At 70.4% G+C, this 11,524-nt stretch carries 11 protein-coding genes; 4 read left to right on the top strand and 7 right to left on the bottom strand.

The features are described 5' to 3' along the window. Window positions 1-70: 70 nt before the first annotated feature. Window positions 71-1,528, bottom strand: a complete 1,458-nt coding sequence (gene cysG / locus MZTS_RS03585; RefSeq protein ID WP_192281662.1) for a siroheme synthase CysG — start codon at window positions 1,526-1,528, stop codon at window positions 71-73. A gap of 138 nt (window positions 1,529-1,666) precedes the next feature. Continuing rightward, window positions 1,667-4,354 carry a nitrate reductase gene (locus tag MZTS_RS03580; RefSeq protein WP_192281659.1) on the bottom strand — a complete coding sequence of 896 codons (2,688 nt, stop codon included), beginning with the start codon at window positions 4,352-4,354 and terminating at the stop codon, window positions 1,667-1,669. Window positions 4,355-4,611: 257 nt separating this feature from the next. On the opposite strand from MZTS_RS03580, the gene MZTS_RS03575 reads away from it, so the two are divergent. After that, on the top strand, window positions 4,612-5,052 hold the full coding sequence (locus MZTS_RS03575; RefSeq protein ID WP_192281656.1) for a DUF779 domain-containing protein: 441 nt from the start codon (window positions 4,612-4,614) through the stop codon (window positions 5,050-5,052). Between the two features lie 53 nt (window positions 5,053-5,105). Here MZTS_RS03575 and egtD read toward each other — a convergent pair whose 3' ends face one another. Beyond that, a complete protein-coding gene (egtD, locus tag MZTS_RS03570) occupies window positions 5,106-6,083 on the bottom strand; it encodes an L-histidine N(alpha)-methyltransferase (protein WP_192281653.1) in 978 nt (325 codons plus the stop codon). 43 nt (window positions 6,084-6,126) lie between these two features. Further along, window positions 6,127-7,389, bottom strand: coding sequence for an ergothioneine biosynthesis protein EgtB (egtB, locus tag MZTS_RS03565; RefSeq protein ID WP_192281650.1), 1,263 nt, complete (start codon window positions 7,387-7,389; stop codon window positions 6,127-6,129). A 219-nt stretch (window positions 7,390-7,608) separates the two neighbouring features. Between egtB and murI the strand changes: the two genes are divergently transcribed. Continuing rightward, a complete protein-coding gene (gene murI, locus MZTS_RS03560) occupies window positions 7,609-8,484 on the top strand; it encodes a glutamate racemase (protein ID WP_192281647.1) in 876 nt (291 codons plus the stop codon). A 10-nt stretch (window positions 8,485-8,494) separates the two neighbouring features. Here murI and MZTS_RS03555 read toward each other — a convergent pair whose 3' ends face one another. Further along, window positions 8,495-9,052, bottom strand: coding sequence for a metallophosphoesterase (locus tag MZTS_RS03555; protein WP_192281645.1), 558 nt, complete (start codon window positions 9,050-9,052; stop codon window positions 8,495-8,497). A 485-nt stretch (window positions 9,053-9,537) separates the two neighbouring features. On the opposite strand from MZTS_RS03555, the gene MZTS_RS03550 reads away from it, so the two are divergent. Together MZTS_RS03550 and MZTS_RS03545 are read left to right on the top strand one after the other, a co-directional pair. Then, complete coding sequence (locus MZTS_RS03550; protein WP_009866202.1) at window positions 9,538-9,738, top strand: hypothetical protein; 201 nt, start codon at window positions 9,538-9,540, stop codon at window positions 9,736-9,738. Continuing rightward, window positions 9,735-9,932, top strand: coding sequence for a hypothetical protein (locus MZTS_RS03545; RefSeq protein ID WP_009866203.1), 198 nt, complete (start codon window positions 9,735-9,737; stop codon window positions 9,930-9,932). Before MZTS_RS03550 ends, MZTS_RS03545 begins: the two co-directional genes overlap by 4 nt. Before the next feature lie 48 nt (window positions 9,933-9,980). Here MZTS_RS03545 and MZTS_RS03540 read toward each other — a convergent pair whose 3' ends face one another. Continuing rightward, a complete protein-coding gene (locus MZTS_RS03540) occupies window positions 9,981-10,325 on the bottom strand; it encodes a diacylglycerol kinase (protein ID WP_009866204.1) in 345 nt (114 codons plus the stop codon). Further along, window positions 10,322-11,380: an AbrB family transcriptional regulator gene (locus MZTS_RS03535; protein ID WP_192281642.1), complete on the bottom strand. Its 1,059-nt coding sequence runs from the start codon at window positions 11,378-11,380 to the stop codon at window positions 10,322-10,324. Before MZTS_RS03535 ends, MZTS_RS03540 begins: the two co-directional genes overlap by 4 nt. Window positions 11,381-11,524: the final 144 nt, after the last annotated feature.

Raw genomic sequence — 11,524 nt, 5'->3', positions numbered from 1 at the left:
TACGACAAGCCCGCGGCGCTGCCGAGTCCGGAGGAGGAACTTCAGGGGTTTCGGTTCGTCGCCATGAACCTCAGGAGGCCTCGGCCCGAACCTCCGCCGTTCCGTCGAGACCGCCGGCGTTGTGCCGGCGGAGCGCCTCTCCGACCATCAGGATCGCCGGCCCGTCCAGGCCGCAGGCCTCGACCCGTCCGGCGAGGTCGGCGGCGGTGCCGGATACCGTCGCCTGCTTGGCGCGGGTGGCGTTGAACACGACGAGGGCCGGTGTTTCGGGCGCGAGCCCCTCTGCGATGGCCCGGTCCAGCAGGGCGCCCAGGGTGCGCTTGGGCATGTAGACGACGGTGGTGACGCTTCTGTCGGCGAGCGCGCCCCAGTTCAGATCCTCGGGCAGCGCGCCGCGCCGGTCGTGGCCGGTGACGAATTGCAGGCGCCGGGCCGCGTCGCGGTGGGTGAGCGACACGCCGAGGGAGGCCGCGGCGCCCTGTGCCGCGCTGACGCCGGGGACGATGGTGCAGGGGATGCCCGCCGCCTCGCAGGCCTCGATCTCCTCGCCGGCCCGGCCGAAGACGAGCGGGTCGCCGGATTTCAGCCGCACCACCTGCTTGCCGCTCTTGGCCAGCGACACCATCAGCGCGTTGATGTCGTCCTGGCGGCAGGAGGGGCCGTGGCCGGTCTTGCCCACCAGCATGGTGCGGGCCTCGCGCCGGGCGTAATCGAGGATCTCCGGGGCGACGAGATCGTCGTAGAGGATCACGTCGGCGTTGCGCAGGGCCCGCAGCGCCTTGAGGGTCAGCAGCTCGGCATCGCCCGGCCCGGCACCGACGAGGGTGACGGCACCGCCCACCGGCAGGGCCTCGGCCTGGCCCAGGAGATCGGCGAGGTCGGCCTCGGTCGGGGTGCGGTCGGGCTCGGCGAAGGCGCGGTCGGTGAAGCGCTCCCAGAAGCCGCGCCGCTCGGAGAAGCCGTGGAAGCGGGCCGAGACCGCCTCGCGCCAGTCGCGGGCCGCCGCGACCCAGTGCTTGAAGCCGCGCGGCAGCATCGCCTCGATCCGCGCCCGCACGGTCTGCCCGAAGACCGGGGCGGCGCCCTCGGTCGAGATGCCGACCACCAGCGGCGAGCGATTGACGATCGCGCCGAACTTCACGTCGCAGAGATGCGGCCGGTCGACGGCGTTGACGATGGCGCCCGCCGCCCGCGCCGCCGCGACGAAGGCGATGCAATCCTCCTCGTCCTCCATGGCGCCGATGGCGAAGGCGGCGCCCTGGAGATCCTCCGGCGTCCAGCGGCGCTCATGCAGCGTCACCGAGCCGGCGGCGATCTCGGCCGGTACGCCGCGCAATTCCTCGCTCGGCGTCTCGGCATAGACATCGACCCGGGCGCCGGTGGCGGCGAGCAGCTTCACCTTCCATGGCGCGCCGCCATTGGAGCCGGCGAGCACCGCCCGCTTGTCCTGCAGCGGCACGAACACGGGCAGCACCGCCAGCGGCTCGAGGCCGGCGCGGGTTTCGCGGGGTTGGCGGGGCGTGCTCATGGTTCTTCGGGTGCGACTCGACGGGTCATTCCGGACCGCCTCATCCTGAGGTGTGAAGCGCCGCGGGAGCCTCTTACAGGCCGCTCGCAGCACCTCGGCTGAGGGCGAGAGGGGGGACGGAGAGCGTCAAAGGTGCCCCTATGCGGCGCTGCGCGCAAGCGCCTGCGGCAGAAGCTTGCGGATCTCGGGGATGCACGAGCCGCAATTCGTCCCGGCCTTGCAGGCCGCGCCCACCGCCTCGACCGAGCCGGCTCCTGCGGAGATCGCCGCCGTGATGACGTCGAGACCGACGCCGTGACAGGCGCAGATGACCGGGCCGGCGGAGGCGGTGGCGGCCCGGCCGGAGAGCAGGGTGCGCCGGTCGATGGCCTCCATTTCCCCCCGCGCGAAAATCTGCTTGGCGAGTTCCCATTCCGGCCGCTGGGCGCCCGGTGCCACCGCCAGGGCCGCGACGAGCCGGTCCCCGCGATAGACGGCGCAGCGGTAGAGCCCGCGGGCGTGATCGACATATTCCGCCAGTTCATGGCCGGGGAACATCCCCCGCAGGGTGAGCGCCATCTCCCGCGAGCCCTCCTGCGTGGCGAACAACAGGCCGGAACCGCCCTGGACGGTGGCCCGCGCCCACCACCAGCCGGCGGGCGCCGCCAGGGGCTCCCGCGTCAGCAGGTAGCCGCGTGAGCGGTAGGCCACCGCCTCGATCGCCGCCGGGGTCGCCTTCAGTTCGGGCTGGCCCGAGACCGGGTCGGGGATGCCACGGGCGAGCGCGGCGGCGCGCCCGTTCGAGGAGGTCATGTCGCTCCAATGCATCGGCGCGAAGATCGAGCCGGGTCGGATGCCGTCCGTCACCATGACTTCGAGGATCGCGCTGCCGAGTTCGGTCGTGACCCGGGCGAAGCCGCCATCGGCGATCCGGTGGCGGGCGGCGTCGTCGGGATGGATCTCGACGAAGGGCACCGCCCGGTGCGCGGAGAGGCGCTGGCTTTTGCCCGTGCGGGTCATGGTGTGCCAGTGGTCGCGGATGCGGCCGGTATTGAGCACCAGCGGATGCGCCTCGGTCACGGCCTGCGCCAGGGCCGGCGGCTGCACCGCGACGAAGCGGGCGCGCTGGTCGAAGGTGTAGAAGCGTCCGTCCGCGAACAGGCGGGGGCGGCCCTTCCTCGCCTCCGGCCCGCGCTTCGGCACCGGCCACTGCATCGGAAGATGCGCGTCGTAGGCACGCTCGCCGATCTCGGCGAGTCCGCCGAGATCGAAGTCGCGGGTGCCATCGTTCTCGAAGGCCGAGAGCGCGGCATGCTCGCGGAAGATCGCGGCGGCGTTGGGATAGGCGAAGGCGGCGCCGTGCCCGAGGCGCCGGGCCACGTCGCAGAGGATCGCCCAATCGGCCCGTGCCTGCCCCGGTGCCCTCAGGAAGGCGCGCTGGCGCGAGATGCGCCGTTCGGAATTGGTGACCGTGCCGTCCTTCTCGCCCCAGGCGAGAGCCGGCAGCAGCACGGTCTTGCGCCCCCTGACGCGGGCGCTGTCGCTGGTCGCGACGGCTTCCGAGACGACGTAGAGATCGAGCCCAGCCAGGGCCTCGCGGATGCGGTCGGCGCGCGGCATCGAGACGATGGGATTGGTGCCGATCACCCAAAGGGCCTTGATCTTGCCCTTCTCGATCGCCTCGAACAGGGCGACCGCCTTCATCCCCTCGCCGGTGATGATGTTGGGCGCGTTCCAGAAGCGGCGGACCCGGTCCACCTCCTCGGGGGCGAAGTGCATGTGGGCGGCCAGCATGTTGGCCAGTCCGCCGACCTCGCGTCCGCCCATGGCGTTGGGCTGGCCGGTCAGCGAGAGCGGGCCCATGCCGGGCCGGCCGATCCGCCCGGTGGCGAGATGGCAGTTGATGATGGCGTTGCCCTTGTCGGTGCCCTGGGCCGACTGGTTCGCGCCCTGGCTGAAGGCGGTGACCACCCGCGGCGTCTCGGCGAAGAGATCGAAGAAGGCCTGCACCTCGGCCTCCGCGAGGCCGGTGGCGCGGGCGGTGGCGGCCACGGTCGGAGCGATCTGCCGGGCGCGCTCCAGGGCGCCGTCGAAGCCGGCGGTGTGCTCGTCGATGAAGCACCGGTCGAGCTTGGCCGCGTCGGCCAGGTGGGTGAGCAGGCCCGAGAACAGGGCGGTGTCGCTGCCGGGTTTCAGGCCCAGATGCAGGTCGGCCTCCTCGCCGGTCTGGGTGCGGCGGGGATCGACGGTGACGATCTTGGTGCCGCGCGCCGTGCGCGCATCGATCATGCGGCGGAACAGGATCGGGTGGCACCACGCGGCGTTCGAGCCGACGAGCACGATCAGGTCGGCCTCGTCGAGATCCTCGTAGCAGCCGGGCACCGTGTCCGCACCGAAGGCGCGGCGGTGCGCCGCCACCGCGGAGGACATGCAGAGCCGCGAGTTGGTGTCGACATGCGGCGTGCCGAGGAAGCCCTTCGCCAGCTTGTTGGCGACGTAGTAATCCTCCGTCAGCAACTGGCCGGAGAGGTAGAAGGCGATGGAGTCCGGCCCATGCTTCTCCGCGATCTTCTTCAACCCGCCCGCGACGGCGCCGAGGGCGCCCTCCCAGGAGACGGCCTGCCCGTCGAGCATCGGCGTGAGCAGGCGGTCCTGCAGATCGACGGTCTCGCCTAGGGCCGAGCCCTTCGAGCAGAGGCGGCCGAAATTCGACGGATGCTCGGGATCGCCGGCGATGGCCACGCCGCCCTGCCCGTCCGGGGTTGCGAGCACGCCGCAGCCGACGCCGCAATAGGGGCAGGTCGTCTTCACCGCCGGGGCGGCGCGTTCGGGGGCAGGCACGTTCATCAACAATCCTCGGCGGATTTTCCCGTCGCGGCGACGTTACGCCGAGAGGTGCAAGACTTGGGCCGCCTGTTCCGGCGGCTCAGACCTGCTGCACCTGCAGGCTCCCAAACGGTCCGAGCCGGTCAGAGGCTTCGCGCCGTTGCGACGGCGGGCCCGGGAGCCGTTCTGCTATGTCCAAGCCGAACGGAACCGCCCGCGTGGATATTCGCGGCATGCGCGTCAGATATCTCCGCAACGGCGATCAGGGAGACACGACCATGAGCGAACAGGCGGGCCATCCGGCCGAGAGCATCGACCCCGTGACGGCGGAACAAGCCGATAATGCCGGCACACCCCTGCGGGTGACCGCGACCCCGGCGGCGCTGGAACTGATCGAGGAACTCAAGTCCGAATACGGCCCGGTGATGTTCCACCAGTCCGGCGGCTGCTGCGACGGCTCATCGCCGATGTGCTACCCCGTCGGCGACTTCATCACGGGCGATGGCGACGTTCATCTCGGCCAGATCGGCGGCGCGGATTTCTTCATCTCGCGCTCGCAGTTCGAGGTCTGGAAGCACACCCACATCCTGCTCGACGTGGTGCCCGGGCGCGGCGGCATGTTCTCCCTGGAGAACGGCCGCGAGAAGCGCTTCCACATCCGCTCGCGGCTGTTCACGAGCGCCGAGAACGAGGCCCTGGCCGGCGCCTGCCGGCTCTAGAACGCCCCTTCTCGGCGCCGGCCGGCTCTCGCTCTGTCTGGCCGAGGCGGGTTTTATCCCGCCCGGCGCAGGGCGTGGACCGAGAACAATCCGTCCCGGTCGGTCCAGGCCTCGGCCGCCGTCCAGCCGGCGCGGGCGGCGAGCGCCCGGAAGCCGTCGAGCGTGTATTTGTAGCTGTTCTCGGTGTGGATCGACTCGCCCTCGGCGAAGGCGAAGCTGCGCCCGGCGACGCGGATCGTCTGCGCCCGGCGGCTGACGAGATGCATCTCGATGCGGGAGGCCTCCGCGTTGAAGACGGCGCGATGGGTGAAGCGCGCCGGGTCGATCTCGCCGTCGAGCTCGCGGTTGATGCGGTGGAGCAGGTTGAGGTTGAACGCGGCGGTGACGCCGGCGGCATCGTCATAGGCCGCTTCGAGAACCTCGCGGTCTTTCACGAGATCGACGCCGAGCACGAGCACCGCGCCGGGGCCGAGGATGCGCCCGAACACGTCGAGGAGGCGGCCCGCCTCGCCGGGCTCGAAATTACCGATGGTCGAACCGGGGAAGAAACCTGCGAGCGCCTTGTCCTTGACCCCCTCGGGCAGGCCGAAGGGGCGGGTGAAGTCGGCGACCACCGGCTCCACGGCCAGGTCGGGAAAGTCGCCGCGCAGGGTTTCCGCCTGCTCCGCCAGGAATTCCCCCGAGACATCGACCGGGACATAGGCGGCAAGGCCCGGCAGGTGCCGCAGCAGGCGCCGCAGCTTGGCGGTCGAGCCGCTGCCGAACTCCACCAGAGCCGCCCCCTCCGGCAGCAGCGCGGCGATGGCCGGGCCCCGCTCGTCGAGAATCCGCAGCTCGGTCCGGGTCGGGTAATATTCCGGCAGGACGGTGATCTGCTCGAACAGCTCTGAGCCGGCCGCGTCGTAGAAATACTTGGCCGGCAATGCCTTCGGGTTCGCCGCCAGCCCGTCCCAGACATCGGCCAGGAACAGACCGTTCTCGGTGATGGGAGCGGCGGGGCTGGTCTCGCTCAGGCGGGGATCGATCGTCAAAGGCTTGCTCCGTTGCGGCGGGGCGGGACGGACGGGCGAACGGTCAGCCCTGCGCGTCGGCGAGGCGGAGGCCGGTGAATTGCCAGCGCTGGTGGGGGTAGAAGAAGTTGCGGTAGCCGATCCGGGCATGACCCTCCGAGGTGGCGACCGAGGAGCCGCGCAGCACGTATTGGCTCGACATGAACTTGCCGTTGTACTCGCCGAGTGCCCCCGGCACGGGCCGGTAGCCGGGATAGGGGCCGTAGGCGCTGCGGGTCCATTGCCAGACGAGGCCGAAGGCGTCCTCGATCAGCCCGTCGCGGGCGGCCACCTCCCACTCCGCTTCGGTGGGAAGGTCGCGCCCGGCCCAGCGGGCATAGGCGTCGGCCTCGTAATAGCTGACATGGGTGACGGGGGCCGCCGGATCGACCGGTCGGCGGCCGGCCAAGGACATCGTCGACCAGCCGTCCCGCTCACGGCGCCAATAGCCCGGCGCCTCCCAGCCCTCGCGCTGGACGCAGACCCAGCCGTCATTGAGCCACAGCTCGGCCCGGGCGTAGCCGCCATCGGCCATGAAGGCGAGCCATTCACCGTTCGTGACGAGGCCGCGGTCGATCGCGCCGCCCAGCATCAGCACGTCGTGGCGCGGGCTCTCGTTGTCGAAGGCGAAGCCGTCCCCGTCATGGCCGATCCGGGTAATGCCTTTTTCCAAGGCAGATTTGCCGGCGGGTGCCTGCGCGCTGGGCATCGCCCAGCGGGCATCGTAGACCGGATCGAGGGGGTTCTGGGCGAAGGCGTGCAGGATGTCGGTGAGCATCAGCTCCTGATGCTGCTGCTCGTGATGGAGTCCGATCTCCAGAATCGGCAGCATCCGTGCCAGGGCCTCGTCGGAGGCCTCACGCAGGGCCACCGTCACGGCGCGGTCGACATGGGCGCGGTACTCGGCGGTCTCCTGCGCCGTCGGCCGGGTGATCATCCCGCGCATGAAGCGCGGCTGCCGGGGGCCGGCCTGCACATAGTACGAGTTGAACAGGTAGTGCAGGCGCTCGTCGTAGATCGCGTAGCCGGGAAGGTGCTCGCGCAGCAGAAATTGCTCGAAGAACCATGTCGTGTGCGCCCGGTGCCACTTGGTCGGGCTCGCATCCTCCATCGACTGGATCTGCTGATCCTCGGGCGAGAGCGGGGCGGCCCGGCGCTCGGTCTCGTCGCGCACCGCGCGGAAGGCCGCGATCCAGGCATCCCGGTGGATCGGACGGGCATCGAGCGCGGGAGGGGGGAAGGCCGCACGATGCGCGGATCGGGGAAGACTTGCTGCGGCCGCTGCCATTTTTGGAATCTCTTCCTCCGTTGCGCACCGGAGATAGATGCCGTTTCACGTATGACAACGGACGAGTCCGCCAAGCTGTTCGTCGCACCCCTTGTCGCACCTGCCCGATTCAGCGGTGTTGCCGGCCATTTTGCAGCCGCAGTGAGATGTCCTTAACCGTCGCGCCCGGACACTCGCCGCCCCACGATCTCCATGGATGCGCGAGCCTGGGCGGCTGTGATGCGGATCGATCTGATGGCAGGGGCAACCCTTTCCGCGGCTTTGCCGGCGCAGGCTTCTGAGCCGGTCATCCTCGTGTTCGATTCCGGGCTCGGCGGGCTGACCGTGCTGGAGCAGGTCCGCCGGGCGCGACCGGACGCACACTATCTCTACGCCGCCGACGATGCGGCCTTCCCCTACGGCCGTCTGAGCGAGCCGCAGCTCGTGGCGCGGGTGATCGCGGTGATGGAGCGGCTGCTCACCCGCTACGCACCCGACCTCGTGGTGATCGCCTGCAACACGGCCTCGACCGTGGTGCTGCCGGCCCTGCGCCAGCGCTTCGTCACGCCCTTCGTCGGGGTGGTGCCGCCGATCAAGCCGGCGGCCGCGCTGACGCGCTCGCGCCTCGTCTCGTTGCTGGCGACCCCCGGCACCGTCGCCCGTGCCTATACCCACGACCTCGTCGAGAATTTCGCGGCCGACTGCGCCGTCACGTTGGTCGGTTCGCAGAACCTCGCCCGTTACGCCGAGGCCGAGATGGCCGGCGCGCCGGTGGCGGACGCGGCGATCCTCGCCGAGATCGCGCCCTGCTTCGTCACCGGGGCGGATGGCCGGCGCACCGACGTGGTCTGCCTCTCCTGCACCCATTATCCGCTGCTGCTGGGGCGCTTCGAGCGTCTCGCGCCCTGGCCGGTGATCTGGATCGATCCGGCCCCGGCCATTGCCCGGCGCGTGGTCCAGCTCCTGGGGGCCGCGCTCGCCGCGAGGCCCGAGCCGCCCGCCGCGCGTGCCATCTTCACCGGCGGAGGCGGGCTCAACCCAGCCCTCGGCCGGTCACTGGAGCGGCGCGGGCTCACGGAGACCGTGGTCGAGGCCCTGCCGCTGGCCGTGAGCTGACACCGGATCGTTACCGCAGGCCGCGCGAACTCAATTCCTCCGGGACCTGCACGGCGCAATCCTGGCGGGCGACCGCTTCCGCGAGGGTGATCGGCCGATACTCCCAGGCATCGGCGCCGACATCGCAGGAGCGGCTGGTGTCGGGCAGGCAGCCATGGGTGTGGCCGTAGAGATGGCGGGTCTCGCGCCACAGGCCGGGCCAGGCGCGGTGGGCGTAGTGGGATAGGAACAATCGCCACACCCGCCCTGCCTCGTCTGTCAGGCCGATGCGGGCGCTCTCCATCGGCGGCTCGGCCCATGGCAGGGCGAGCACCCGGTTCGTATCGTGGTTGCCGCGCACGAGCCGCTTGATGCCGTTCAGGCGGCTGAAGACGGTGGCGCAATGCTCCCGGCTGGTGTGCGCCGCGAAATCGCCGAGATGCCAGACCTCGTCCTCCGGCCCGACCCGCGCGTTCCAGCAGGCGATCAAGGCCTCGTCATGGGCCTCCAGCGAGGAAAAGACCCGCCGCCGCCGCTCAACGAGGGCCGCATCGCCGAAATGCGTGTCGGCGGTGAAGAAGGTCGCCATACGTCCTTCACGAAACTGTGAGACAGGCTAAGGTTGCTGCGATCTGATACGGGTTCCGCTTGATCGGAGCGGGGTCCGTCTCAGCCAGCCCGCGCGGCGTTTGAGCGAAGCCCAAATCCGCGAGCCCGAAGGGAGCAACCGGATTTGGGATGACAGCTCCGTTCGGTGCGGAATCTGGTGTGGACGGTGTCCGCCGCAAGTCGCCGCAGCGGATCGGAAGCAGTCGCGACAGGTAGAATGACCGCGTGCTGCTCCCCTTTTCAATCGATGCGTCCACACATTCCGGCAGATGTCTCAAATGATGTGGCACTTTCCTGCTCATAGTGTGGCCGAACGTCGCCGGATCGCTCGGTCGGGCTCTCTGAACGTGCTAGATCGGCATCCGCCGACGTGTCTGCCGGTTCGGCGAAAGAAGACGTCTGCCAACAATGGGATAGGGCGTTCTCCGATTCTCGGATCCGAGAGAATGCCCTAGCGCGGGTGCCATGCCGGTCTGGGCTAAACTTCTCATCGTCCTCGCCATCGCCGTCATTCTGACAGGATGGGGGTGGCTTCTGGATCTGAGCCTCTCCAAGGCCCATGCTTGGCTCGTCGATCTGATCGGGCATACGGGGATGCGGCTTCTGATCGGAGCGATGGTGTTCGCGGGCGCCTGGGCGCTGTGGAAGGAAACGGAGGACCGATGAGGCGTGCGCTCACCGTCCTGATCCTGGCCTTCGCTCTCTATCTCGGGATCTGGGATTGCATCGTCACGCTCAGCCTGTCGGCGGTGCATGCGTGGCTGATCGATCTCGTCGGCCGGACCGGCGTCTGGGTCATCATCGCGCTCACGACGCTGGGGGGCGGCTGGGCGGTCTGGAGCGATCAGGAGGACCGTTAGCGCCCCGTCCCGAAAGGTGGCTTCCGGCCCTCGGAAACAGACGATGCGCTAGAACCGGTCGATCAGCGCCGTGACCCAGATCAGGGCCGCGATCACCTGGGTCAGGAAGGCTCCGGCCGAGGCCAGATCCTTGACGATGCCGATCCGGGCGTGCCGGTCCGGGTGCAGGTGGTCGCACAGCTTCTCGACGGCGGTGTTGAGGAACTCGGCGCCGAGCATCAGCAGCAGGCTGACCAGCAGCGCCACCCGCACCCACAGGCCGCCGCCGAGGAGCAGCGCCGCAGGGAGGCCCAGCGCCAGCAGCGCCAGCTCCAGCCGGATCGCCCGCTCGGTGCGGGCCCCGAACACGAGGCCGCGCCAGGAATTCAGGAAGGCGAGATAGAGCGCGGTCACGGAACCCGGTCTCCGGGAGCGGCGCGGGCGATCCACTTGGCCAGTGTCGGCCCGGTCACCAGCACCACGAACAGCCGCAGGGTCTGCACGGCCAGCACGAAGGACACGTCCGCCTTCGAGCCGATGGCGATGATCGCCACCGAATCGAGCCCGCCGGGGCTCGTGGCCAGGAAGGCGGTGAGATAGTTGATCGGCAGCAGGCCGGTCAGTCCCCAGGCCCAGGCGGCGCAGAGGACGATGATCGCGGCCGTCGCCACCAGAACCCCCGGCAGAGCGTGGACCGTCTCGGCCAGGGTCCGGCGGGTGAAGCGCAGGCCGACATACCAGCCGATCAGGGCGTAGGCGGCATCGAGCACCGGGGCGGGCAGCACGATGTCGAGCAGGCCGGAGGCGTGGAGGACCGCGCCGAGCAGCATCGGTCCGATCAGGGGGGCGGAGGGCAGGCGCACGAGCGCCGCGAGGGCGAAGCCGGCCGCGGTCATCGCGGCGGTGGCGAGGAGCCCGAGCCAACTCCAGGACGCCTCGGTGGGGCCGGTGCCCGCCGGGCCCCCGACATCGGTGAGCAGCCGCGCGGCGAGCGAGGCCGAGAGCACGACGGCGGCGACGCGGACATATTGCATGAAGGCGACGAGCCGGGGATCGGCGCCGTAATCCTCCGCCATCGCCACCATCGCGGCGGCGCCTCCCGGCGAGGAGCCCCAGGCGGCGGTGGTGCCGGGCAGGATCCGCAGCCGCGTCAGCGCCAGCCCGGTCAGCGCGCCCGCCGCCACGGTCACGCCGACCACCGCCAGGATGAGGACGCCGTCCTCCCGCAGGGTCGCGGCGATCTCGGCGGTCGCCGCGCGGGCGACGAGGCAGCCGACCACCGCCTGCGCCGCCAGGAAGGCGGGGCGCGGCAGGGCGAGGCCGGCGCCGCGCACGCCGAAGACGATGGCGGCGAGCATCGGCCCGAGCAGCAGGGCGGCGGGAAAATGCGCGAGGGTCAGGCCGTAGGCGAGGACGGCCGAGGCGGCGACCAGCGCCGCCCAGCGCAGGAGCGTGGCGGGATGGGACAAGGCAGGGATTTTTCGGCGGGCGCTTTTCCGCGCGGGACGCGGCAGAGGTAATCGCAGGGGTAATCGAAAGAGGCAGGCAGACGCATCCCGCCGCTACACCGCTTCGAGGCGGCTGTCACGCACGGCGCCGGCCGCCGCCTCGTC

This window comes from Methylorubrum zatmanii (genome assembly GCF_014845115.1).
Classification (GTDB): domain Bacteria; phylum Pseudomonadota; class Alphaproteobacteria; order Rhizobiales; family Beijerinckiaceae; genus Methylobacterium; species Methylobacterium zatmanii.
This window is presented reverse-complemented; position numbering and strand designations above follow the sequence as displayed.

Coding starts and splice junctions, on each gene's coding strand:
- MZTS_RS03555 (WP_192281645.1), bottom strand. CDS start 9,052: ATGGCGACCTTCTTCACCGCCGACACGCATTTCGGCGATGCGGCCCTC.
- egtB (WP_192281650.1), bottom strand. CDS start 7,389: ATGGCAGCGGCCGCAGCAAGTCTTCCCCGATCCGCGCATCGTGCGGCC.
- MZTS_RS03550 (WP_009866202.1), top strand. CDS start 9,538: ATGCCGGTCTGGGCTAAACTTCTCATCGTCCTCGCCATCGCCGTCATT.
- cysG (WP_192281662.1), bottom strand. CDS start 1,528: ATGAGCACGCCCCGCCAACCCCGCGAAACCCGCGCCGGCCTCGAGCCG.
- MZTS_RS03545 (WP_009866203.1), top strand. CDS start 9,735: ATGAGGCGTGCGCTCACCGTCCTGATCCTGGCCTTCGCTCTCTATCTC.
- murI (WP_192281647.1), top strand. CDS start 7,609: ATGCGGATCGATCTGATGGCAGGGGCAACCCTTTCCGCGGCTTTGCCG.
- MZTS_RS03575 (WP_192281656.1), top strand. CDS start 4,612: ATGAGCGAACAGGCGGGCCATCCGGCCGAGAGCATCGACCCCGTGACG.
- MZTS_RS03580 (WP_192281659.1), bottom strand. CDS start 4,354: ATGAACGTGCCTGCCCCCGAACGCGCCGCCCCGGCGGTGAAGACGACC.